Raw genomic sequence first — 22,685 nt, 5'->3', positions numbered from 1 at the left:
GATCGCGACCTTGCGGACGCGGCTTGCGCTTGTCGCGCAGTTCCCCGCGCCCCTGATGGGTTGCCCACCAGCTCGCGCAAGTCTCCTCGCGGACGGCCTTGCGGTGCTCTTGCTTCAGGAACGGCGAGAGTGAGCGGGCGCGAAACCAGGGAGAGCACCACCGGGGGCGCGAGCGGGTGTGATGGGCTGCCCGCCAGCTCGCGCGAGTCTCCCTGCGCCCCTGGTTTCGCACCCACCTGCGTTTCGAACCCTCAGAGGTAGGGGCTGTACAGCACCGACAGGAACCGCGTCGCCAACTGGTCCCGCAGCTCCGGCGGCAGCGCGTCGAGCAGCCGGTTGACCCCGGCCATCCGGGAGGGCGCGAAGCCCGCCGCAGGCAGTAGCTCAGCGAACGTCGCGTCGTCGAGCTCCGCGAGGTCGAACTGCCCGAGCAGCTCCAACAGTTCACTCGGAGGAGCGACGGGCCCGCGCCCCCGAACGACCGCAACCGCCTCGCGGAGCGTCGAAAGCAACTCGTCCACGCCCTGCTCGCTGACCCCGGTGAGGGTGAGGTGCAGGCTGGCGGGCAGTCCGGCCACGCTCAACTGCGGTTGCAGGAAGAAGCCGCGGGCACGCGTCTCGTCGGCCAGCTCCCACAGATCCAGCGCCGCGCCGTCCGGATCCGCCCCGAGCGCGACCAGCGTCGCGTCGGGGGAGCCCAGCACCCGCAGCCCGTCGATCGCGTCGATGCCCGCGATCAGCCGCCGCGTCGCGGCCAGCGCCGCCCGCCCCAACTCCCGGTAACCGTCCGCCCCGAGGGCCTGCAAAGTGGCCCATGCGGCGGCGAGCGGGCCCGCGCCCTTGCTGCTCTGGACCGTCGAGTTGACGACCGGGTAGCCGGGCCACTGCGCGCAGGCGAAGTACGCGGCGAGCCGCATCGGCCGGTCGCGGAACAGCAGGACGGAGGCGCCCTTGGGCGTGTACCCGAATTTGTGCAGGTCGCAGGAGAGCGAGGTCACTCCGGGCACCGACAGGTCGAACTCCGGTACGGGGGCGCCCGCTTCGGCGAGCCAGGGGAGCAGCCAGCCGCCCACGCAGGCGTCCACGTGGCAGGGCAGTCCGCGTTCGGCCGCGTCGGCGGCGATCTCGTGGACGGGGTCGACCACGCCGTGCGCGTACGAGGGCGCGGAGGCCACCACCAGTACGGTGTTCGCCGTGCACGCGTCGGCCATCGCGGCGGGCACCGCCCGGAACGTCGCGGGGTCGACCGGCACGGCCACCACCTTGACCTTCAGGTAGCGTCCGGCCTTGAAGAACGCGGCGTGCGCGGTCGCGGGGACGACGATCTCCGGCTCGGCGATCCCGGGGCGGGAGTCCCTCGCGGCCTTCACGGCGAGCAGAATCGATTCGGTGCCGCCGCTGGTGAAGATCCCGGGCGTGGTGTCGTCCCCGCCGAGCCGGGCGGCGACCGCGCCGACCACCTGGCGTTCCAGCGCGACGATGCTCGGGAACGCCGTCGGGTCCAGGCCGTTGACCTCCAGCATCGCCAGGTACGCGCGTTCGGCGGCCTCCCGGACCTCGGGCCGGCCCGCGTCGTACGTGTACGCGGTGGTGCGCCCGCCCCGGGTGGGCAGGTCTCCGGCGGTCAGTGCGTGCAGCTCGGCCAGCAACTCCTCGGCGGGGCGCCCGGTTTGCGGCAGCCCGGGGTGAACGGTGGTCATGACTCAGCTCCAATGCGGGAGTTGGCGGCGCCGGCCGTACGCGCGCAGGGCGGGCAGCGAGAGCAGCATCAGCGCGGCCGGCACCAGGCTGAAGCCGAGCAGCACCCCGGCCCGGGCGGCGTCGGTCTGCGCCACGGGGTGGTCGGTGGTGGAGGAGACGAATCCGGCGGCGGCCAGCGCCAGCGAGAACAGGCCGGGTCCGGCGGCCAGTCCGGCGGTCTCCCCGGCGGTCCACAGGCCGGTGAACGCCCCCGACTGGAGGCGGCCGGTGCGCGCCGCGTCCGCGTGCACGGTGTCCGGCAGCAGCGACAGCGGCAGCACCTGCAACGCGGCGTACGCGACGCCCAGTAGCGCGCACAGCGCCAGCACCAGCCCGACCCGTCCGCCACCGGCGTGCGCCGCGGGCCAGAGCGCGGCCGAGGTGAGGGCGAACAGTCCGGTCGCGGCGGCCAGGCAGCGCAGCCGTCCCCAGCGGGCGGCGGCCCGGCCCCACAGCGGGACGGCGACGGCGCTCGGCGCGACCAGGCAGACGAACAGCACCGAGGTCAGCCCGTACCCGCCCAGCCAGTAGGTGGCGACGTACGGCGCGGCCGCCAGCATGATCGCCACCGCGGCGGCCTGCACCACGAACGCACCGAGCAGCGCGAAGAACGCCCGGTTGCCGCGCGCGGTGCGCAGCGCCGCCCGCAGCCCGAGCGGCTCCGCCCCCGGCCGGGCGGGCACCCGGCGGGCGCCGAGCGTCGGGATCAGCAGCGTCACCAGCAACAGCGCGGCGACCACCCCCGCCATCACGGCGTAGCCGCCGCGCCCGCCGCCGGCCAGCGACACCACGGCCGGGGCGAGGCCGCCCGCGACCAGGATGCCGACGGTCAGGCAGACGATCCGCCACACCATGATCCGGGTGCGGACGCGCGGCTGATCGGACATCTCGGCGGGCAGTGCCACGTACGGCACCTGGAACAGCGCGAACGCGCTGGAGGCGAGAACGAAGGTACCGGCCACCCAGGCGGCGGCGCCGGAGCCGGTGAGCGGCGAGAGGAACATCGCGGCGAACGCGACCGGCAGGGCGAGCGTGCCGGCCAGCAGGATCCGGGTGCGGCGCCCGGTGCGCAGCGCCTCCCGGTCGCTGGCCGCGCCGACCAGCGGGTTGAACAGCGCGTCCCAGGCCTTCGGCAGCGCGACCACCAGACCGGCCAGGCCGGCCGGGACGCCGAGCGCGTCGGTCATGAAGTAGAGCAGCAGCAGGCCGGGGACGGTGGAGTGGATGCCGGTGCCGATCGAGCCCACCGCGTACCCGGCGAGCTCCCGCCGCGACAGGCCCCGACCGGCCGTCATATCGCACCGTCGAGGCCGAGTTCGCGCAGCACCAGCGCCCGCAGGTGGGTGCGGAAGCGCGGCACCTGCGCGCGGATCATCGAGCGGCAGAAGCCGTGCGTGGTCCACAGCACCGTCCACACCGCGAACTCGACCCGGTCGCGCCCCAACTGTGGCAATGCGGAGGAGAGTTCACCTGCAACCGCCTCCAGCAGCGGCCGGGCGTACCGCTCCTCCAGGTCGGCGAACTCGGCGGCGTCGGCCATCCAGCGGCGCATCCACAGCGCGGGGACGTGCGGCTGCTCCAGGCAGAAGTCCAGGTACCGGTCGGCGAAGCGGGCCGCCGCCCGGGCCGGATCGTCCGGTGCGGCCACCGCGAATTCCGCCAACGCGGCGTCCACGGCGGCCCGTTCGGCCTGGTGGGCCCGTCGCATCACCTCGCGGTACAGGTCGGCCTTGGTGCCCACGTGGTAGGCGACGGTGGCGACGTTCAGCCCGGCCGCGCCGGCGATCGTCCGGGTGGTGGTGCCGTCGTAGCCGTGTTCGGCGAACAGGGCGGTGGCGGCCGTGAGGATCCGTTCCCGGCTCGCCTCGGCGGCCGTCCGGTGCTGGCTCATGGCGGGGAGCGTACGCGCGGCCCGGGTCACCGATCAAGCGCTTGATGGAGAGAATTTTCGGGCGCAGGAAACGGCCGCGGGCCCCGCCGCAGGTGCGACGGGGCCCGTGATGACGAATCGTCAGCAGTGCGCCAGGGTCTCGCAGTCCTCCCAGCGGGTGCCGGTGTACTCGTCACCGGAACCACCGGGCGCGACCAGCTTGTTGGACTTCAGCTGGGCCGTGGCGGCGGGGCCGGCGGCGAGCCGGACGGCGATCGCGTCGATCACCGGGCGCGGGCTGGTGCCGGCGAAGTTGTTGACCAGCACGACGAACGACAGCTTGCGGCCGTCGGGCGCGGTCGCGAAGCCGACCAGGTTGTCGACGCCGCCCATCGAACCGCTCTTGGCGTGCACGTTGTTCTCGGCCTTGGTGCCGCGCATCCGGGCGGCCAGGGTGCCGCCGGTCATCCGCTCCGGGTTGCCCGCCACCGGCAGCGCGTTGTACCAGGCGTCGAACCACGGCTTGGTGTGGGCGACCTTCAGCAGGTCGGCCATCTTCCCGGGGGTGATCAGGTCGTAGCGGGACAGGCCGGAGCCGTCCACCTGTCGGGTGGTCGGGCCGGTCACGCCGTTCGCCTTCAGGAAGGCGTTGACCTGGTTGATGCCGGTCGCCCAGTCACCGCGGCCGCCCTTGACCTTGCCGATCTCCTTGGTCAGGTGCTCGGCGATGCCGTTGTTGCTGATCTTCAGCATCGGGACGATCACCTCGGTGAGGGGCTTCGACTCGTGCGAGGCCATCGGCTCCGAGGTCTCCGAGCCGCTCGCGGTCTGCACCCCGCGCAGCACCTTCACGCCGTGCTTGGCCAGCGCGCCCGCGAACACCTTCCCGGCGTACGTGGTGGGGTCCTCGACCGTCACCCAGGAGGTCACCGGCGCCGCACCGGTCGGGATGCTGCCGGACAGCGCCAGCTCGTTGCTGCCCCGGCGCCGCTGCACGCCGACGCTCGACCCGCTGCCCGTCGCGCCGGTGGCGACCGTGCCGGTGAACTTCATCGGCGCCTCGGCCGGGTTCAGCGTCACCTTGGCGTTCTCGCCCGCCGCACCCGGGGTGACGGTGACCTGCACGGTGTCCATCATGTACTCGGCGTCGTTGGCGACGGTCAGCCCGGATATCTGCGGGCTGTACGAGTACGCCTCGTCGTCCCAGGCCCAGCCCGGGCCGAGCGGCGTCGAGTCGTACCGGCTGCCGTCCGCCAGCACCCGGCCGGTGACGGTGGTGACGCCGGACGCCGCGACCTTCGCGGCCAGGTCGTCGAGGTCCTGCACCAGCAGGGTCGGGTCGCCGCCGCCGCGCAGCACCAGGTCGCCGGTCATGGTGTCGCCGTAGATCTTGCCGGTGGAGCGGACCTCGGTGGTGAACCGGTAGTCCGCGCCCAGCAGGTCGAGCGCCGCCGTCGAGGTCACGGTCTTCAGGGTGGACGCCGGGGTGAACAGCGCCTGCGGCTGCCGCGAGTACAGCACCTCGCCGGTGGTGGCGTCCTGCACCACGACGCCGGCCTGCGCGCTCGCCAGCCGGGGGTCGGCGAGCAGGGTGTTCAGGTCGGCGGTCAGCGTGGCGTCGGCCGGCGCCGGGTCGTCGGCCTGCGCCGAGACGGCGAGCAGGGAGGCGGCGAGGACCGCGGCCGCGAGCGGCAGGCTGCGGCGGTACGTGCGTGCGGACACGGGTGGCTCCAGAGTGCGGATCGGCCGGGGTGCGCGCGTCACCAACGCCCCCGTTTGTCCGGGACATTATCATCTGATGGCAAATCAGATGATCTTCCCCCTTGGTTCCTTGGGGTCCCTCCTTCTAGACGCGCCGACCTTCCGAAACGTCGCACCCCAAAAGCCGCCGGATCTGCCCGGATACACTGACGCGGGCTTCGGCAGGTCAACGTTCGGGACGGGAAACATGGGCGCGCACGCTGGACTGACGGTCGAACGGATCACCCGCGCCGCCGCCGAACTCGCCGACCAGGTCGGCATCGACAAGGTCACCGCCTCCGCCCTCGCCCGCGGCTTCGGCGTCAAGGACGCCAGCCTCTACTCGCACGTCAAGAGCCTCCAGGAGATCCGCACCCGGGTCGCCCTGCTCGCCACCGAGGAGATCAACGACCGCATCGCGACCGCCGTCGCCGGCCGCTCCGGCGCCGATGCCCTGGCCGCCTTCGCCGACGCCCAGCGGACCTACGCCCAGCAGCACCCCGGCCGCTGGGCCGCCACCCAACTGCGCCTGGACCCGGCCGACTTCGCCGACACCGACGCCCTCGCCCGGTCCGTCGAACTCACCTACGCGATGATGCGCCACTACCGGCTGGACGAACCCGAACTGACCGACGCCGTCCGGCTGCTGCGCTCCACCTTCCACGGCTTCATCGCCATCGAGGCCAACGGCGGCTTCCACCACCCGCGCGGCATCGACGGCTCCTGGCAGCGGATCGTCACCGGCCTGCACCAACTGCTGGAGAACTGGCCCCGGGCCTAGGCTTTCTACCGCGTCGGCAGGGGCTGCTCAGGCCCGCTGCTTCGCCGGCAGGAACGCGGCCGGAACGGCCGTCAGCACCACGAACCCCAGCGCCACCGCGAACACCACGCGGAACGCCCCGACCGTCCCCGCGCCCCCGTGCGAGGCGTGCTGCAGCACCAGCGCCACCACCGCGGTGCCCACCGCCGCGCCCAGCTGCTGCGCGACCGCGTTCGCGGTGGTCGCGGCGGGCACCGAGGCCGGCGGCAGCGAGTGGTAGAGCGTCACCATCACCGGCGACGCTGCCAGCGCCAGACCCACCCCCTGCACGAACAGCGCGCCGAGCAGCAGTGGGCCCGGCTCCGCGCTGCCGGCCCGGGCGAACACCGCCAGGCCCGCGCCCACCAGCGCCAGCCCGGCCAGCACCAGCGCCCGCGGATTGCTCCGGGCGTCGATCACCCGCCCGACCAGCAGCACCGCCACGCCCGCGCCCGCCCCCTGCGCCGCCATCACCAGACCCGCCGCCAACGGGCCGCGCCCGCCCGCCTGTTGGAAGAACAGCGGCACCAGCACCACCGCCCCGTACAGGCCGAAACTGTTCAACAGTGAGACGGTGGTCGACGCGGCGAACGCGCGGTCCCGGAACAGCCCGAAGTCCAGCAGCGCCCGGCCCCGCCGGCGCCGCGCCAGCAGCCCGTGCGCCGCCAGCAGCACCATCGCCACCAGCAGCGGCAGCAGCACCCCGGGGTCGCCCGGCGCCCGGCCCCCGCCCAGCCGGACGCACCCGAGGACGGCCGCCGTCAGCCCGCCGCTCACCGTCACCAGCCCCGCCAGGTCCAACTCGTCCGGATCGCCCTCCCGTTGGTTGCGCATCAGCAGCGGCGACAGCACCACCACCGCCAGGCACACCGGCACGTTCAACAGGAACAGCCACCGCCACGAGTGGCCCTGGACGAGCGCCCCGCCCACCACCGGCCCCGCGACGGGCGCGAGCAGGATCGGCACGGCGATCAACGCCATCGTCCGCCCCATCCGCGCCGGGCCGGCCACCTGCACCACCAGGATCCGCATCAGCGGGAACAGCATCCCCGCGCCCAGCCCCTGCACCACCCGGAACGCCACCAGCGACCCCAGCGACCAGGCCAGCCCGCACAGCACCGACCCCAGCAGGAACACCGCCAGCGACGCCGTCCAGCACGCCACCGCCCCGAACCGCCGCGCCGCCCAGCCCGTCGCCGGGATCACCGCCGACATCGCCAGCAGGTACGCCGTCGCCACCCACTGCACCTGCGCCAGGCCCGCGTCGAAGCGCCGCGCGAACGACTCCAGTGCCACCCCCACCACCGTGGTGTCCAGCAGCGCGACGAACGCCCCCGCCGCCAGCACCAGCGCCGCCCGCACCACCGGCCCGCCGAGCGGCTCCCGGCCCTCGCGGCCTTCCCGGCCCGTCATCGGACGACCCGCCCGAGGAACCCGGCCAGGTTCGCCCGCATCCGGGCCACCCGCGCCTCCGCGTCCAGGCTCTCCGTCATCCGCGCCCCGCCCGCCGCCACCCGCCTGCGCCCCCGCACGTACAGCGGGCACGCCAGGTCGCCGCAGAAGTACTCGCCCGCCGACGCGTACTCCTCCGCCGACCCCCGACCCGCCCGGCGCGCCGTCATCAGCGCCACCCCCGAGGCCGGATGCGCCGTCAGGCAGATCGAACACATCGCCCCACCGCGCCCCGCCGCCGGCCGCTGCGCCAGGCGCAGGGCCACCCCGACCGTCCGTCCCTCGAACTCGGCGACCAAGTACCCCCGCTCGGGTGCCCCTGCCTCCCGCCATCCCAAAAAGTCGAGTCCGGCCCAGTCCAGCTCGCCGAGCCCGCGTGGCAGCCAGGCCCGACTTGCCTCCCCCTTCGTGCAGTTGACGAACGACGCCCGGATCTCCGCGTCGGTCAGTGCCCGCATGTCTTCCCCACCCATCCCTAGGAGTCCTAGTTTTGAGCCAAGGTATCCTAGGCTTGTCGACACGCCAACCGGTTTCCCCTCCGGGCCCGGACCGCGACGTGCGCCAACTCCCGTCCGGAGAAGCGGCCTTGAGGCTGGGGAGCGGGAGCGTCCGAGGCGCCTTCCGGCGGGCCGCGACGGGGGTGGGCGGGCCGGAAACCCCCAGATCGGGCTGCTCGGCCATGGGGAGCAATCGGACTCGTACCGACTGGCAGCCGCGGCCGCTGTCGTTTCTCTTTGAGTGCAGGGAAGCCCACTGCTTCCCGACTCAAGTTCCGTTCTCGGAAGGACTGTTTTCTGATGCGTGCTCTGACTCGTACTGTTGCCGCCCTCGGCCTCGCCGCCCCCGTCCTGCTCGGCTGCGCGGGCCTGGCCTTCGCCGGGGACGGCGGAGGCATCGACGAAATGGGCGACCGGCCCGAGGCGCACTTCGTCGACTTCGACTTCGCCGCCAACGAGGACGTTGCCGCCCTCGCCTTCACCGCCTCGTTCGTCACCCCGGACGGTGTGGAGCACGCCAGCGGCGTTGTCGTCGCGAGCGACGAGGGCGTCTTCGGTGGCGCCACTGACGCGGGCGCGAACTGGTAAGACCGACGCCTGACGCTTGAACGGGAGGAGGGCCGTCCCAGCCCTCCTCCCCGCACCACCTCAGCGCCGGCCACCTCGGCCGGCGCTTTGTCGTGCCCGGGCCTTAACCGACCGCACCGCCGGCGTTCGCCGGCTCGTCCAGCTGCGACGGTTCGTCGGTCCGCGCCGGCTCGTTCATCTGACCGATCGGGATGTGCACGCTCGGCGTGGTGCGCGCGGTGCTGTCGAGGTGGACGCGCTGGTCGTCGAAGAAGATGTGCGGACGCAGCACCTCCATGATCCGGCCCTTGTCGATACCGCCGAGGAAGAACGCGTCGTTGACCCGGACGCCCCAGCGCTTCAGGCTCTTCACGGCCCGCTCGTCGGCGGGGGAGTTGCGGGCGGTGACGATCGAGACGGACACCCGCAGGCGGTAGCGGGGGTCGGTGCGGCGCCGGTCCTCCTCGCGCTGCTGGATCCGGTTGATCCCGGCGAGGAAGTCCTTGAGCGGTCCCGCGTCGTGCGGGACGTCCGCGTGGGCCACCTCGTAGTCGCGGAACTTCTCGATGCCTTCGCGCTGGTAGACCTGCTCCGACTGGTCGGAGGCGAGCACGCCGTCGAAGTCGAACGCGATCCGCAGGTCAGTGTCGTCCTCGTCGTCCTGCTGCATCGGCCCGAGCACCCGCCCGGCCGGCAGCCCCGCCGCCACCGCCTCGCGGACGTCGTCCTCGTCGGCGGACAGGAACAGCGACATGTTGAGCACCGGCATGTAGCTGTACGGGGCGCGGCCCTGCTTGAAGATGGCCCGGGATATCGGCAGTTTGTGCGCCCGGATGGACCGCATCACCCGCAGCCCGGTGTCCGGGTCGTTGCGCGACAGCACGATCACCTCGACGAGCGGATCGTCCTCCGGGCCCAGGTTGTTCAGGGACAGCAGTCGCTTGACGAACGGAAAGGCCACCCCGGGCGCCAGGGTGACGTCCAAGTGGCGTTCCTGGTGCGCCCGGTAGGCGTCCTCGCCGTCCTCGCGGAACACCCGGTCCGAGTCCGTCAGATCGAACAGCGCGCTGGAGGCGACGCCGACCACCAGCCGCCCGGCAAGCTCGTACGCCACCCCGACCCCTCCTGTGCACTCCCGCCCGGCACCTCCAGGGCCCGGCCCATTGTCGCACTGGTGTTTCAACGATCGCTCGACCCCGAACCGCTCTGCCCGCAGGGCCCGGTTCCTCGCCGTCGAGGCCCCGAAGATCAGGGCGCAGTACGAGAGTTGACGGTCGTCAGGCGGCTGCCCGGGCCCGCGGCGTCAGTGCGGCGAACTCCAGCGGCGCGGACGGGTCGATCGACACGTCCAGCGGCGCGGGCTCGGCACCGGCACGGACCAGCAGGTCGCCGATCGCGGCGACCATCGCGCCGTTGTCCGTGCACAGCCCCAGCGGCGGCACCCGCAGTGTGATCCCGGCGGCCGCGCAGCGCTGCTCGGTCAGCGCCCGGACCCGCGAGTTCGCGGCGACCCCGCCGACCACCACCAGCGTCCCGACGCCGTGGTCGACGCAGGCCCGGACGGCCTTGCGGGTCAGCGTGTCGGCGATCGCCTCCTGGAGCGACGCCGCCGCGTCCGCCACCGGCAGCTCGCGGCCGGCCGCGCGGTGGCCCTCCACCCAACGGGCGGCGGCGGTCTTCAGCCCCGAGAACGAGAACGCGTACGGGTCGTCGCCCGCCCCGGTGAGCGGACGCGGCAGCCGCACCGCGGCCGGATCGCCGTCCCGGGCGGCCCGGTCGATGGCCGGCCCGCCCGGGTACGGCAGGCCGAGAATGCGGGCGCTCTTGTCGAAGCACTCGCCGGCCGCGTCGTCCAGGGTGTCGCCGAGATGCGCGATCGGGTCGCGGGCCAGATCGCGGACCAGCAGCAGCGAGGTGTGCCCGCCGGAGACGATCAGCACCACGCACGGATCCGGCAGCGGCCCGCCCACCAGCCCGGCGGCGGCCACATGCCCGGCCAGGTGGTGCACGCCGTACAGCGGCACCCCGAGCGAGAACGCGTAGCTCTTGGCGGCGGCCACCCCCACCTGCAGCGCCCCCGACAGCCCCGGCCCCGTCGTCACCGCGACCGCCCCCACGTCCCCCAGTGTCAGCCCCGCCCGCCCCAGCGCCTCCCGCACCACCGGCGCCATCGCGTGCACATGCGCCCGCGCGGCGATCTCCGGCACCACCCCGCCGTACCGGGCGTGCTCGTCCATGCTCGACGCCACCGCCTGCCCGAGCAGCACCCCGTCCCGGACCAGCCCCGCCCCCGTCTCGTCGCACGACGACTCGATTCCCAGCACCACCGGCGACTCCGGCATCGGCCCGCACCACTCTCGCATCAGACTTGCAGTTGCACATAGTGTGCAACAAGCCGGGCGCGGGACCCGTTCGGGGTCGGCGTACCTCCACAGGAGGAGAGCGCCGACGAAGCCCTCACCCTGCGGATCGATCAAGATCACGACCTGGTGCCTACGGCCCGCGCCACCGCCCTCCATAGGCTCGGAGACGGCCACCTGACGCCACATCACCACTGGTCAGGGGCGTGCGAACCGAGGAACGATGACGACCTACCGATACACCGTGGCCGAGCTGCGCGGGCAACTGCGGCAGCTGGTGCTGAGCGGAGCCGCGATCGCCCTGGGCGTGGCCTTCCTGATCGCCTCCGTCGGCGGAAGCGGCGCCCTGGTGGACTCCTTCAGCCAGACCGCCGCCACCGAGGTCGGCCCCGGCGACATCCAGGTCACCAGGCCCGCCACCAACGGCGGCCTGGACGCCACCGCGGCCGCCCACGCCCAACAGGCCACCGGAGTCGCCGCCGTGGCGCTCCGACTGACCGGCCAGGGCGCACTGCAAGCCGCCGACGGGCAGCCCCTCGACGCCGCCACCGTGACCGCCGTCGCCGCCGACCCGGCCCTGCGCTGGCAACTGCTCAAGGACGGCCGATGGCCGGACGCCCCCGGCGAGGCACTGCTCGACAGCGACACCGCCCACCGCCTCGACGCCGCACCCGGCTCGGACATCCGACTCACCCGCCCCGACGGCACCACCGCCACCGCCCGCCTGGTCGGCACCCTCGACGGCCGCGGCGCACCCAGCCTCGCCGGGCACCCGATCATCGCCGTCCCGGCCGCTGCCGTCGGCGAGTACGCCGCCGCCGTCACCGCCGCCCAACTCGACGTCCGACTCCAGCCCGGCGCCTCCCGCACGCACACCACCGAGGCACTGCGCGCCGCCCTCGGCGACGCACCCGTGATCCGCACCCGGGCGGCCTCCGTGACCGAGGCGACCCGGCAGAGCACCACCCTCTACGGCGTGGTCCTGATCGCCGCACTGTCCTTCGTCCTGATCGCGCTCGCGGTGGCGCGCATGGTGGTCAGCAACACCTTCTCCGTCATGCTGGCGCAGCGCACCCGCCAACTCGCCCTGCTGCGCTGCGTGGGAGCCGACCGGGCCCAGATCCGCCGACTGATCCGCCGCCAGGGCCTGCTGCTCGGCATCGGCGCCTCGACCGTCGGCGTACTCCTCGGCGCCGGGCTCTGCGCCGCCGCGACCGGCCTGGCCCGGTACGCCGACCTCGGGCCGGTGCGCCTGGACCTGCTGCCCGCCCCGGCCACCTGCGCGCTCGCCGGCCTGTTCGGCGTGCTGCTCACCCTGCTGGCCGTCCGCGGACCGGCGAAGCAGGCCTCCGCGGTGCCGCCCGTGGCCGCACTCGGCGGCGCCGTCGCCACCGGCGGCACCGCAGCCCGGCTGCGCGCCGCGGTCTGGTCCGCGGCGCTGCTGCTGGCCGGCGCCGCCTCGCTGGTGCTGGGCGTGCTGACACCTCCGCCGCTGTCGCTGCTCGCCGTCACCCTCGGCGCGATCAGCAGCTTCTTCGGAGTGCTGCGACTCAGCCACCGACTGCTGCCCGCCGTGGTCGCCGCCCTCGGCGCCCCGGCCCGCCGACTCGGCGGCACCGCCGGACGGCTCGCCACCCGGCAACTGCGCCTCAACCCGGTCCGGACCGGCGCCACCGGATCCGCCCTGCTGCTCGGCGTCACCGTCATGGTCGGCGCCGTCACCGCCCTCGACATCACCTCCAACTCCCTGGTGCCGGTGGTCTCCGCCCGCCAGCCCGGTGTCTTCGCCGCCACCCCCGCGGCCGGCGGCGCCCTGCCCGCCGACACACTCGCCGCCCTCGGCCGACAGCCCGAACTCGCCGTCACCCGGGTCCGCTCCACCACCGTGGACGTCGACGGACACCCGACGCTGCTCGCGGCCGTCGACCCGACCGGCCTCAACCCCCGCGCCGACGGCGTCGACCGAGCGCGGACCCTGCCCGACGGAACGGCGCTCAGCGGCCTCGGCGGCGGACCGGAGGACATCCGCGTCACCGCCCCCGGGCAGCCCGCCACCGCCCTCCGCGCCGCCCCCGGACGCAGCAGCCTGCCCTTCACCCTGCAGAGCGGTGCCTACCTGCTGGTCACCCCCGCCACCCTCGACCGCATCGCCCCCGGCGCACCCACCACCACCGTCTGGATCAGCCCCGCCGAAGGCACCGACCACCTCACCACCCGCCGCGCCATGGACCGCGCACTGGCCGGCCACCCCGGGATCCAGGTCACCGACACCGCCGCCCAGGCCCAGACCATCCGCACCCTCCTCGACCGGATGACCCAGGTCAGCATGGCCCTGCTCTCCTTCTCAGTCGCCATCGCCGGCCTCGGAGTCGCCGCCACCCTGATGCTCAGCGTCAGCGAACGCGCCCGCGAGATCGGCATGCTCCGCGCCATCGGCATGTCCCGCCGCCAGCTGCGCCGCATGCTCACGCTGGAAGCCCTGCTCCTCTCCCTCGCCGCAGCCCTGGCCGGCACCACCCTCGGCCTGACCTACGGCTGGGCCGCCGCCCGCTCCGTCACCTCCACCGTCGGAACCGTCGGCGGCCCCCCGATCCCCCTCGTCCTCGCCTCCCTCGCCCTGACCGTCCTGATCGGCCTCGCCGCCGCCGTCCTCCCCGCCCGCCGCGTCGGCCGCATGACCGTGGTGGCCGCCCTGCACGCGAGGTAGCCCCCGTCCGGTTCTCTGCTGTCAGGGCTGAAAGAATCCGTCGAGAACCTTCAACTCTCAAGGGGGAGGCCGTAAATGACCAAGGAACAGCACAGCAACGCGCAGGCCGGTGGGACGTCGCGGCGCAGCGCGCTGAAGGCGGCCGTGGCCGGCGCGGGGACGATCGCCGCCCTCGGCGCAGCCACCCCCGCCGCGCACGCGGACGGGCCCGGGCGCGGCGCCCCGACCTTCGTCCTCGTCCACGGCTCGGGCAGCAACTCCTTCGCCTGGCAGCCCCTGCTGCGCGAACTGGGACTGCGCGGACACCGCGCGATCGCGGTCGACCTGCCCGGACACGGCCTCGGCGCGTACCTCCCCGAGTCCTACCAGTCCCCGCAGGACCTCGACCGGCTGCGCACCGAGCCGTCCCCGCTGTCCAAGGTGACGCTGGCCGACTTCGCCGCCCACGTCATCGCCACGGTCCGGCGGGCGCGCCGCAACGGCCCCGTCGTGCTGGTCGGCGCAAGCCTCGGCGGCGCCACTCTCAACGCGGTCGCCAACCAGGTGCCCGAGCTGATCGCGCACCTGGTGTACACCTCCGCGTTCTGCCCGACCAAGCACCCCTCGGTGCTGCAACTGGTCCTGACCCCCGAGGGGGCCGGCAGCTCCATGTTCCGGATTCCCCCGGTCCGGACACCGCCGGAGCTGGGCGTCAACCGGGTCAACTGGCGCTCCGCCGATCCCGCCTTCTTCGCGATCGTCAAGGACTCCCTCGCCGCCGACCGCACGGACGCCGAAGTCCGAACCCTGATGAACATCCTGGAGCCGGACGAGTCCGCGTCCATCGGCCTGACCGAGGACGCCCGCGGCCTCCCGGCGACCTGGGGCCGCGTCCCCCGCACCTTCGTCCGCTACACCCAGGACCACACCATCCCCCTCTCCCTCCAGGACCTCATGATCCGCGAGGCCGACGAGGTCACCCCCCACAACCGCTTCCGCGTCCGCTCCCTGAGCGCCCCCCACCTCGGCCCCCGCGACCCGGCCCTCCTGGCGGACGAACTGGAACTCGTCGCCCGCCTCTCCCACTGATCCCGAGCCGCCACTCCCGTCACCGCCGCTGACACCGCGGCCCGGACCCGCGCTACGAGGCCAGATCGAGTCGGGCCATCACCTCCCGCAGCGCAGGCGCGCAGCGGTCGGTGTCGGCGGCGGTGAGCCAAGCCAGTTCCGCGATCTCCGCGCCGGGGGTGGGCATACCGTCGGCCGGGCCGGTGTAGCAGTGCATGCGCAGTCGGACGCCGGGGCGGCCGTGGGCGGGGGCCTCGACCGTGTGGGCGTGGGCGAGCCGCTCGGGTGCGCAGGTCAGGCCGAGTTCCTCGCGCAGCTCCCGGGCCAGCGCCCGGGCCGGGGTCTCTCCGGGCTCCAACTTGCCGCCGGGGAGGTAGAAGGCGTCCTTGCCGTGTGTCCGGACGGCCAGCAGCCGCCGGTCGCGGACGCAGATCCAGCCCACGGAGTCCAGCAGCGCGTCGTCCGCCGACGGGGTCTCCCACTTGGGCGTCGGCGGCTGCCACCGGGCCATGGCGTCGAGCAGGGCCCCGGGGTCCGTCCCGGTGATCAGGTTCCGGTACGTGGGGCGGACGAAGCCGGTGTCGACCAGATGGTCGGCGAGCGCGGTCAGCGGCTGCCAGAAACCGGGCGGGCCGAGCAGTGCGACGGGCTTGGTGTGGAGCCCGAGCTGCTGCCAGGTCCACGCCTCGAACAGCTCCTCCAGGGTGCCGGCGCCACCGGGCAGTGCGATGAACCCGTCCGCCGCCTCGGCCATCGCGGCCTTGCGCCGGTGCATGTCCTCAACCACCCGCAGGCGGGTCAGGCCGCGGTGGGCGATCTCCTTGTCCACCAGGGCCTTCGGCATGATCCCGACGACCTCGCCGCCGGCGGCGAGCGCGGCGTCGGCCAGCGCGCCCATCAGCCCGACCTTTCCACCTCCGTAGACGATGCCGACGCCCCGGCGGGCCAGCGTGGTGCCCAGGGCGGCCGCCAGGGCGGCGCACTCGGTGCGGGTGCCGGTGGCGGATCCGGCGAACACTGCGAAGCGCATCAATCCTCCAAATGCGACGCGACGTCGCGTCGCATTATGGCAGGGTGGACCACATGACCCCACCGCCCACCCCCTCGCAGCCCAAAGGCCCCCGGAGCCGCGACCAGGTCCTCGACGCCACGCTCGCCCTGCTCAGCGAGACCGGCTACGCGCGACTCACCGTCGAAGGCGTGGCCACCACCTCCGGCGTCCACAAGAGCACCCTCTACCGCTGGTGGCCCGACAAGGCGGCCCTGGTGGCGGACGCCCTCGCCTCCCGGATGGACACCGGCCCGCTCCCGGACACCGGAAACACCCGCGACGACCTGACCACCTGGCTGCGCGGCACCATCGCCAACTACACGGCCACCCCCGCCGGCGCGGCCATGCCCGCCCTGATCGCGGACCTGGCCGGCCGCCCCGGCGCCCTGGACGCCTTTCGCTCGGCCTTCCTCACCGAACGCCGCGCCAACTGCGCCACCGTCATCCACCGCGGCATCACCCGGGGCGACCTGCCCCCGGACACCGACGTCGAGCTCTTCATGGACGCCCTGGCCGGCGCGGTCTTCTACCGCCAACTCGTCACCGGCCTCCCCATCGACCCCGACCTTCCCGCCCGCCTCGTCCGCATCCTCGGCCTCTGACGGCCCTCCGCGTCAGGCGGGGAGGCCGACGGCGCGTTCCCTGGTGCGGCGTTGCTGGATGACGACCGCGACCACGAGCAGCGCGCCCTGGGCGACGTTCTGCCAGAAGGAGTTGATGCCCTGGACGGTGAGTCCGTTCTCGAGGGCGCCGAGGAGGGCGACGGCGAGGAGGGTGCCGCCGATGGTGCCCTTGCCGCCTTTGAGGGCGCAGCCGCCGAGGGCGGCGGCGGTGATGGCCTTGAGTTCGAGGCCTTCACTGCCGGAGGTGGGCTGTCCGCTGCCGGTGCGGGCGGTGAGCAGGATGCCGGCGATGGCGGCGACGGTGCCGATGAGGGCGTAGACGGCGACCAGGTACTTGTTGATGTTGATGCCGGCGAGGCGGGCGGCGGTGTCGTTGCCGCCGATGGCGTAGATGTTGCGGCCGATGTCGGTGTAGGTGAGCAGGACGTGGACGGTGAGGGCGACGGCGATGAGGATCCAGACCATGACGGGGAGTCCGGCGATCCTGCCCCGGCCGAGGAAGACGAAGAAGGCGTTGTTGAGGACGTAGCCCTGGGCCCGGCCGTCGGAGAGGAGTTGGGCGAGGCCCTTGTAGGCGGCGAGGCCGGCGAGGGTGGCGATGGTGGGGTTGACCCGGCCGTACACGATGACCGCGCCGTTGAGGATGCCGATCAGCAGGCCGACGGCGAGGGCGGCGGCCATGCCCGCGAAGGCGTTGGAGCCGGCGGAGGTGAAGGCCATGGCGCTGACGACGGAGGCGACGCCCGCCTGGGAGCCGACCGAGATGTCGAGTCCGCCGCAGATGATGACGACGGTCTGGACGACGGCGAGCAGGCCGGTGATGGTGGCGGCCTCGGCGATCACCTGCATGTTGGTGAGGCTGAGGTAGTTGTCGTTGAGGAGGCCGAAGACGGTGAGGACCGCGGCCAGGGCGCCGATCAGGCTGAGGTTCTGCCCGCCGACGGCGCCCAGGACGGGAATCCTCGCGGAGGGCCGGCGCCGGCCTCCGTCGTCCGAGACGGCAGGCGGTGTGGTGGCGGTTGTCATGAGGCTGCTCCTGGGGCGCTCGTGCTGATGTCATCGGCCATCGCGAGGGCGAGGACGGCCTCCTCGGTGGCTTCCGCGCGGTTCAGCTCGCCGGTGGTGCGGCCGTTCTGCATGACGACGATCCGGTCGGCGAGGCCGAGCAGTTCGGGCAGTTCGGAGGAGATCACCAGCAGGGCGATGCCCTGTTCGGCGAGGTCGGCGATGATCCGGTAGATCTCGGCCTTGGCGCCGACGTCGATGCCGCGGGTGGGTTCGTCGAGGATCAGCAGCTTGGGTTTGCGGGCGAGCCAGCGGGCGAGGACGACCTTCTGCTGGTTGCCGCCGGAGAGCTTGCGGACCTCGTGCTCGACGGACGGTGCGCGGACCCGCAGGCGGTCGGTGTACTCCTGGGCGAGGTCGCGTTCCGCTCCTCGCCTGACGAAGCGGAAGCGGCGCAGTCGCTCCAGCACCGCGATGGAGGTGTTGTCCCGGATCGTGCGGTGCAGGAACAGCGCCTGCGCCTTCCGTTCCTCCGGGGCCAGGCCGAGGCCGGCGCGGATCACCGCTCCGGGGTTGCCGGACGGCAGCGGCTGCCCGTCCAGGGTGACGCTGCCGGAGCGGACGGGCAGGTCCCCGGCGAGCGCGAGGGCGAGTTCGGAGCGTCCGGCGCCGATCAGTCCGGCGAGGCCGACCACTTCGCCGGCGTGGATCCGCAGGCCGATGCCGTGGACCCGGTCCGTCGTCAGGTCACGGACGTCCAGGACGACCCGGTCGGTGACGACGGACCGGCGGACGGACATCGCCGACAGGTCGCGGCCGACCATCAGGCGTACCAGGTCGCCTTCGGTGGTGGTCCCGGCGTCCTGGACGCCGACCAGGGCTCCGTCGCGCAGGACGGCGATGCGGTCGGCGAGTTGGAAGATCTCCTGCATCCGGTGCGATACGTAGACGACGGCGACGCCCTGGTCGCGCAAGCGGTTGATCAGTGCGAACAGCGCGTCGACCTCGTGCTCGGACAGCGAGGAGGTCGGCTCGTCGAACGCGATGACCCGGGCGGCGGTTCCGCCGGTCAGCGCTCGCATGATCTCGACCAACTGGCGCTGGGCAGCCGTCAGTTGCGATCCGAGCAGATCGGGTTCCAGGACGTCGGCGAAACCGAACCGGGTGAGGTCCGCGGTGATCCGGCGGCGCAGCTCGGCCCGGTCGAGTCGGCGGCCGGCCCGGCGGGGCAGGGACCCGGCGTAGACGTTCTCGGCGACCGGGACGTGCGGGATGATCTCGGGTTCCTGCGGGATGATCCGGATGCCGGCGGCCCGTGCGTCGGCCGGGGAGCGCAGGTCGACCGGTCGCCCGTCCAGGAGGACGCGACCCTCGGTCGGCCGGTGGTCGCCGGCGAGGATCTTCAGAAGAGTGGACTTGCCGGCCCCGTTCTCACCCATGAGGGCGGTGACTCTGCCGCTGGGGAGGTCGAGGGTCACGTCGCTCAGGGCCTGCACCGCGCCGAATCGCTTGGTGATCCCCTCGACCCGCGCCCCGGCGGTGGAGGGCGGTCGGGAGATCGGGGTCGAGGGGCGTGCTCTGTTCACTGGGTCACCTCAGGAATGGAGCGAAGGAGTGGAGCGGAGGAGTGGAGGCGGCCGCCGGCCCCACCGGCGACCGCGGGGAACGACGGTCAGTTGCAGGTGACGCCGGCGCCCTGCCAGGTGGCGGCGTCGACCATGGTGGTGCGGGCGAACGCCTCGGCGGGCATCTCCTTGTTGTTCTTCAGCCGGTCGTACATGGTCTGGACGGCGAGTGCGCCGACGTCCTTGCCGTTGATGAACAGTGCGGCCTTCATCCCGGAGGGCTTGCCGCCGGTCCAGCTCTTGCAGGCGAGGTAGGCGCCGAGGCCCACGCCATCGATGTCGCCGGGGCTGACGCCGGCGTTCTGCAGGGCGGTGACGCCGCCCTGGACGTTCTCGTCGTTGCAGCCCCAGACCACCCAGTGCTTGACCCCGGCGTTGGCGGTGACCGTCGCAGCGACCTTGTCCTGTGCGCCGGTCGGGGTGTTGTCGGTGGCGACGTCGATGTTCCGGACCCCGGGGACGGCGGAGTCGAAGGCTTCCTTGGCGGCCTTGACCCGGTCGCCGCAGACGGTGACGTCCTGCTTCCAGGCGGAGATGATCCGGGTGTCGGCGGCGTTCCAGCCGGCCTTCTTGAACTCCTCGGCGGCGCGTTTGCCGACCTCGCCGCCCATCTGCGCGCCGGAGAAGCCGATCCGCGGCACCAGGTCGGACTTGGCGCACTTCGCCGGGTCCGGTCCGGTGGCGCAGACCTGGTCGTCCGAGGTGAGCAGGGCGATCTTCGCGTCCCGCGCGGTCTGCACGACCTGCGGGCCGACGGCCGGGTCGGGCACGACCACGATGACGCCGTTGGTCTTCTGCGCGATCGCGGACTGCACCTCGCTGATGGTCTTGTTGGCGTCGTTGCCGAGGTTCACCACCTTGATGTCGATGCCCAGTTCGGCGGCCTTCGCTCTCGCGCCGGCCGCCTCGCCGACGAAGTACTCCTGGTCGCCCTGCTTCTGCAGGTAGGTGATCGAGATCTTTCCGCCGACCGGGGCGACCGCGGGGGCGCCGGAGGTGGACTCCTGGCCGGTGGAGCAGGCGGTGGTGGTCAGGCCCAGGGCGAGCAGGAGTCCTGCGGCGGCACGGCAGTTGATGGCACGGGACATGAGGGGAGGCTCCTTTTCGTCGGACGCGAGAGGGGGAGGGGGCTCCTGACTCCGTCGCGCACAGGCTCCGGCGGCCCGTCAAACCACCAGAAACCAACATGCTCAAACGCGACCCGACATATCTCAGTGCCATTGCACGGGCATGTCAAGAGGGCGGGTGCGTGGACATCCGCCCGTGAGGTTATCCGTTGCATTCAACGGCAGTTCGGCCTGAAGCTTCCTGAAGACGGCGTGTTCGAGGTCTTGAGTGCTTGTTTCCGATCTGGCTACCATGCGTTGCTTTCTGTTTGAAAATTCCTCCAGCCGTCGATCTCTGGAGATGGATTCAACAGAACCCACCGGCATGTCACACCCCCGCAGGCTCACCTGGAGCGCCCCCATGCGTCCATCCATGCCCCGCACCCTGCTGCACGCCCTCGCGGCGTTGTCCCTCGCGGCATCCGGCCTCACGGCCGTCGTCGCCGGCTCCGCCCCCGCCGCGGCCCTCGACAACGGCAACGCCCTCACTCCGCCGATGGGGTGGAACTCCTGGAACATCCTGGGCACCGCGGTGACCCAGCAGCAGGTCGTCCAGACCATCGACTTCATGTCGTCCAAGGGCCTGGTGGCGGCCGGCTACGACACCGTCACCATCGACGACGGCTGGTCGCTGTCCCACCGCGACGGCCAGACCACCGACCTCGTCAAGAACTCCTACGGCGCGATGCAGCTGTACGACGCCAACCGCAACCCCGTCAGCGGTACCGACGGCAACGGCTTCGACCTGACGACGGGACACCTGATACCGGACCCGAACCACTTCCCGGCGCACACCGTCAACGGGCAGACCCTGAACGGCATCCAGTACCTGTCGTGGTACGCCCACAGCAAGGGCATGAAGTTCGGCCTCTACGCCACCGGCACCTACACCACCTGCCAGGGGCACCCGGGCAGTCTCGGGCACGAGTCGACCGACGCCGCCGACTTCGTCGCCTGGGGTGTCGACTTCGTCAAGTACGACGACTGCCCCTACGGCCCGCCGATCACCGGTCCGGACGGGTACAACTACGGAACCCAGGGCGAGGGCCGGGAGTTGACCCGCTCCATCTACGCCCGCACCCAGGACTTCCAGCGCGCCCTGGACGCGGCCTCCGCCGCCCGGGGCCGACCGCGCGTCACGCTGAGCGTGTCCGCGCAGCCCGTGCACACCGGCCTCCCGTACCTGCTGGCCGGTGACGACCCCGCCCGCACCGACCCGGTGATCCGGGCGGCCGGTACCCCCGCCCGGCAGGCCCCCGGCTACGCGCCGACCGGCATCTGGTGCGGTCAGGTCGCGAACCTCTGCCGGATCGGCGGCGACCGCGGTCCGGACCTGGAAGGCGTGCTCTACAACGGCCAGTTGCAGACCGCGCTGCAGTATCCGGGCAACGTCCGGCCGGGCAGCTGGAACGACATGGACATGATGTTCGCCGGCTGGCTCGACCCCTACGGCCTCTACGGCACCACCGACACCTGCACCTGCCACAAGCCGATGAACGACACCGAATCGCGCAGCGAGATGTCGATCCTCGCCATGGCGGCCGCCCCGCTGATCTCCGGCGCCGACCTGCGCACCGCCGCCGAATCCCAGCACAGCGACCGCGGCTACACCTGGTCCACGGGCATCAGCGACTCCGCGCTCGCCATCTACAAGAACGCCGACGTCATCGCCGTCGACCAGGACAGCCTCGCCAAGCCCGCCACCCTGGTCGGCAACCCGCCGAACAGCCCCACCGCCCCGCTGGTCCTCAAGCGGCAGCTGGCGAACGGCGACACCGCCGTCCTGCTGGTCAACCAGGACCCGAACTCCGCCCGGACCGTCTCCACCACCCTGAGCGCACTCGGACTGACGGGCCCCGGCTACTCCTCCAAGGAGCTGTGGACCGGCGCCACCGGCAACGTCACCGACACGCTCGGCGCCTCGGTCGCCCCGCACGGCGTGGCCATGTACCGGCTCAAGGCCCTGCCCGTCACCGTCCCCGCGACGGTGATCGGCGACGGCCGCTACCACGGCATCAGCGCCGGCGGCACCGGCGGCCAGGTCCTGGAGGTCCGGGGCACGTGCAGCGCCCCCGACGGCTCGACCACCGACATCAACACCTGGTGGGACTGGCACACCTCGGAGCGGTGGCGTTTCGACGCCAACGGTGACGGCACGGTGCACATCACCGACGACTGCTACACCGGCACCCAGGTCCACGGCACCCTGACCGGGCCGGCCACGCCCGGCAATCCGGCGTGGGTCCTGAACAGCTACGACCCCAACAGCCCGCACCAGAAGTGGCGCGTCGTCCAGAACACCGCCACCGGTGCGCTGACCATCACCAACGTGGCCACCGGCCTCGCACTGGACGCCCCGCAGTCCACACCCACGTCCGCCGTCGTCCTCGACCAGCCCGACGGATCGGCCGCAGGCCAGTCCTGGAGCCTGCTGTCCTGACGCGCCGGACCCACAGCGATCCACTTTCCGTGTGGTCGAGTCCCGCATGTCCGTTC

General features: G+C 72.8%; 18 protein-coding genes. 6 read left to right on the top strand and 12 right to left on the bottom strand.

Annotation, left to right across the window (positions count from 1 at the left end):
* Nucleotides 1-251 precede the first annotated feature (251 nt).
* From ACFYST_RS10265 to dacB, 4 genes are all read right to left on the bottom strand, one after another.
* Nucleotides 252-1,700, bottom strand: a complete 1,449-nt coding sequence (locus tag ACFYST_RS10265; RefSeq protein WP_387861234.1) for a pyridoxal phosphate-dependent decarboxylase family protein — start codon at nucleotides 1,698-1,700, stop codon at nucleotides 252-254.
* Nucleotides 1,701-1,703: 3 nt separating this feature from the next.
* Nucleotides 1,704-3,035: an MFS transporter gene (locus ACFYST_RS10260; RefSeq protein ID WP_387643515.1), complete on the bottom strand. Its 1,332-nt coding sequence runs from the start codon at nucleotides 3,033-3,035 to the stop codon at nucleotides 1,704-1,706.
* Nucleotides 3,032-3,631 (bottom strand): TetR/AcrR family transcriptional regulator, encoded by a 600-nt coding sequence (locus ACFYST_RS10255; RefSeq protein ID WP_387643517.1) that lies wholly within the window; start codon nucleotides 3,629-3,631, stop codon nucleotides 3,032-3,034. Before ACFYST_RS10255 ends, ACFYST_RS10260 begins: the two co-directional genes overlap by 4 nt.
* Nucleotides 3,632-3,751: 120 nt before the next feature.
* Nucleotides 3,752-5,332: a D-alanyl-D-alanine carboxypeptidase/D-alanyl-D-alanine-endopeptidase gene (gene dacB, locus ACFYST_RS10250; RefSeq protein ID WP_387643519.1), complete on the bottom strand. Its 1,581-nt coding sequence runs from the start codon at nucleotides 5,330-5,332 to the stop codon at nucleotides 3,752-3,754.
* A 226-nt stretch (nucleotides 5,333-5,558) separates the two neighbouring features.
* Between dacB and ACFYST_RS10245 the strand changes: the two genes are divergently transcribed.
* Nucleotides 5,559-6,131 carry a TetR/AcrR family transcriptional regulator gene (locus ACFYST_RS10245; protein ID WP_387861233.1) on the top strand — a complete coding sequence of 191 codons (573 nt, stop codon included), beginning with the start codon at nucleotides 5,559-5,561 and terminating at the stop codon, nucleotides 6,129-6,131.
* Between the two features lie 27 nt (nucleotides 6,132-6,158).
* Here ACFYST_RS10245 and ACFYST_RS10240 read toward each other — a convergent pair whose 3' ends face one another.
* On the bottom strand, nucleotides 6,159-7,562 hold the full coding sequence (locus tag ACFYST_RS10240) for a DHA2 family efflux MFS transporter permease subunit (RefSeq protein ID WP_387643522.1): 1,404 nt from the start codon (nucleotides 7,560-7,562) through the stop codon (nucleotides 6,159-6,161).
* A complete protein-coding gene (locus ACFYST_RS10235) occupies nucleotides 7,559-8,059 on the bottom strand; it encodes an FBP domain-containing protein (protein ID WP_387861231.1) in 501 nt (166 codons plus the stop codon). The genes ACFYST_RS10240 and ACFYST_RS10235 overlap by 4 nt, the downstream gene beginning before the upstream one ends.
* Nucleotides 8,060-8,398: 339 nt before the next feature.
* Here ACFYST_RS10235 and ACFYST_RS10230 point away from each other — a divergent pair, with 339 nt between their 5' ends.
* Nucleotides 8,399-8,686 (top strand): hypothetical protein, encoded by a 288-nt coding sequence (locus ACFYST_RS10230; RefSeq protein WP_387643526.1) that lies wholly within the window; start codon nucleotides 8,399-8,401, stop codon nucleotides 8,684-8,686.
* Nucleotides 8,687-8,789: 103 nt separating this feature from the next.
* Here the strand turns inward: ACFYST_RS10230 and ACFYST_RS10225 are convergent, their stop codons facing one another.
* Together ACFYST_RS10225 and tsaD are read right to left on the bottom strand one after the other, a co-directional pair.
* Nucleotides 8,790-9,779, bottom strand: coding sequence for a 5'-nucleotidase (locus tag ACFYST_RS10225; RefSeq protein ID WP_387861230.1), 990 nt, complete (start codon nucleotides 9,777-9,779; stop codon nucleotides 8,790-8,792).
* A 163-nt stretch (nucleotides 9,780-9,942) separates the two neighbouring features.
* The gene (gene tsaD / locus ACFYST_RS10220) at nucleotides 9,943-11,007 is read right to left on the bottom strand and encodes a tRNA (adenosine(37)-N6)-threonylcarbamoyltransferase complex transferase subunit TsaD (RefSeq protein ID WP_387861228.1); all 1,065 of its coding nucleotides are present in this window, start codon (nucleotides 11,005-11,007) and stop codon (nucleotides 9,943-9,945) included.
* 241 nt (nucleotides 11,008-11,248) lie between these two features.
* Here tsaD and ACFYST_RS10215 point away from each other — a divergent pair, with 241 nt between their 5' ends.
* Nucleotides 11,249-13,732, top strand: a complete 2,484-nt coding sequence (locus ACFYST_RS10215; protein ID WP_387861227.1) for an ABC transporter permease — start codon at nucleotides 11,249-11,251, stop codon at nucleotides 13,730-13,732.
* Between the two features lie 75 nt (nucleotides 13,733-13,807).
* Nucleotides 13,808-14,800, top strand: coding sequence for an alpha/beta hydrolase (locus ACFYST_RS10210; RefSeq protein ID WP_387643532.1), 993 nt, complete (start codon nucleotides 13,808-13,810; stop codon nucleotides 14,798-14,800).
* 52 nt (nucleotides 14,801-14,852) lie between these two features.
* On the opposite strand, the gene ACFYST_RS10205 is transcribed toward ACFYST_RS10210, so the two are convergent.
* On the bottom strand, nucleotides 14,853-15,809 hold the full coding sequence (locus tag ACFYST_RS10205) for a TIGR00730 family Rossman fold protein (protein ID WP_387861226.1): 957 nt from the start codon (nucleotides 15,807-15,809) through the stop codon (nucleotides 14,853-14,855).
* Between the two features lie 53 nt (nucleotides 15,810-15,862).
* Here ACFYST_RS10205 and ACFYST_RS10200 point away from each other — a divergent pair, with 53 nt between their 5' ends.
* Nucleotides 15,863-16,432 (top strand): TetR/AcrR family transcriptional regulator, encoded by a 570-nt coding sequence (locus tag ACFYST_RS10200; RefSeq protein ID WP_387861224.1) that lies wholly within the window; start codon nucleotides 15,863-15,865, stop codon nucleotides 16,430-16,432.
* 12 nt (nucleotides 16,433-16,444) lie between these two features.
* On the opposite strand, the gene ACFYST_RS10195 is transcribed toward ACFYST_RS10200, so the two are convergent.
* The 3 genes from ACFYST_RS10195 to ACFYST_RS10185 form a co-directional block, all read right to left on the bottom strand.
* Nucleotides 16,445-17,479, bottom strand: a complete 1,035-nt coding sequence (locus ACFYST_RS10195) for an ABC transporter permease (RefSeq protein WP_387861223.1) — start codon at nucleotides 17,477-17,479, stop codon at nucleotides 16,445-16,447.
* Entirely contained in the window at nucleotides 17,476-19,044 is a 1,569-nt protein-coding gene (locus ACFYST_RS10190) for a sugar ABC transporter ATP-binding protein (protein WP_387861222.1), read from the bottom strand. The genes ACFYST_RS10195 and ACFYST_RS10190 overlap by 4 nt, the downstream gene beginning before the upstream one ends.
* 86 nt (nucleotides 19,045-19,130) lie before the next feature.
* Nucleotides 19,131-20,171: a substrate-binding domain-containing protein gene (locus ACFYST_RS10185; RefSeq protein WP_387643541.1), complete on the bottom strand. Its 1,041-nt coding sequence runs from the start codon at nucleotides 20,169-20,171 to the stop codon at nucleotides 19,131-19,133.
* 379 nt (nucleotides 20,172-20,550) lie between these two features.
* On the opposite strand from ACFYST_RS10185, the gene ACFYST_RS10180 reads away from it, so the two are divergent.
* On the top strand, nucleotides 20,551-22,629 hold the full coding sequence (locus ACFYST_RS10180; protein WP_387643543.1) for an alpha-galactosidase: 2,079 nt from the start codon (nucleotides 20,551-20,553) through the stop codon (nucleotides 22,627-22,629).
* Nucleotides 22,630-22,685 lie beyond the last annotated feature (56 nt).

Source organism: Kitasatospora sp. NPDC004614 (genome assembly GCF_042873675.1).
Lineage (GTDB): Bacteria > Actinomycetota > Actinomycetes > Streptomycetales > Streptomycetaceae > Kitasatospora.
Note: the sequence above shows the minus strand (reverse complement) of the source record. Positions and strands in the feature narration are given on the sequence as shown.

Bases quoted from the DNA above. Each gene is read 5' to 3' on its own strand.
- ACFYST_RS10240 (WP_387643522.1), bottom strand. From the start codon at position 7,562: ATGACGGGCCGGGAAGGCCGCGAGGGCCGGGAGCCGCTCGGCGGGCCG.
- ACFYST_RS10195 (WP_387861223.1), bottom strand. From the start codon at position 17,479: ATGACAACCGCCACCACACCGCCTGCCGTCTCGGACGACGGAGGCCGG.
- ACFYST_RS10215 (WP_387861227.1), top strand. From the start codon at position 11,249: ATGACGACCTACCGATACACCGTGGCCGAGCTGCGCGGGCAACTGCGG.
- ACFYST_RS10185 (WP_387643541.1), bottom strand. From the start codon at position 20,171: ATGTCCCGTGCCATCAACTGCCGTGCCGCCGCAGGACTCCTGCTCGCC.
- ACFYST_RS10260 (WP_387643515.1), bottom strand. From the start codon at position 3,035: ATGACGGCCGGTCGGGGCCTGTCGCGGCGGGAGCTCGCCGGGTACGCG.
- ACFYST_RS10230 (WP_387643526.1), top strand. From the start codon at position 8,399: ATGCGTGCTCTGACTCGTACTGTTGCCGCCCTCGGCCTCGCCGCCCCC.
- tsaD (WP_387861228.1), bottom strand. From the start codon at position 11,007: ATGCCGGAGTCGCCGGTGGTGCTGGGAATCGAGTCGTCGTGCGACGAG.
- ACFYST_RS10200 (WP_387861224.1), top strand. From the start codon at position 15,863: ATGACCCCACCGCCCACCCCCTCGCAGCCCAAAGGCCCCCGGAGCCGC.
- ACFYST_RS10245 (WP_387861233.1), top strand. From the start codon at position 5,559: ATGGGCGCGCACGCTGGACTGACGGTCGAACGGATCACCCGCGCCGCC.
- ACFYST_RS10255 (WP_387643517.1), bottom strand. From the start codon at position 3,631: ATGAGCCAGCACCGGACGGCCGCCGAGGCGAGCCGGGAACGGATCCTC.
- ACFYST_RS10205 (WP_387861226.1), bottom strand. From the start codon at position 15,809: ATGCGCTTCGCAGTGTTCGCCGGATCCGCCACCGGCACCCGCACCGAG.
- ACFYST_RS10180 (WP_387643543.1), top strand. From the start codon at position 20,551: ATGCGTCCATCCATGCCCCGCACCCTGCTGCACGCCCTCGCGGCGTTG.
- ACFYST_RS10265 (WP_387861234.1), bottom strand. From the start codon at position 1,700: ATGACCACCGTTCACCCCGGGCTGCCGCAAACCGGGCGCCCCGCCGAG.
- ACFYST_RS10210 (WP_387643532.1), top strand. From the start codon at position 13,808: ATGACCAAGGAACAGCACAGCAACGCGCAGGCCGGTGGGACGTCGCGG.
- ACFYST_RS10235 (WP_387861231.1), bottom strand. From the start codon at position 8,059: ATGCGGGCACTGACCGACGCGGAGATCCGGGCGTCGTTCGTCAACTGC.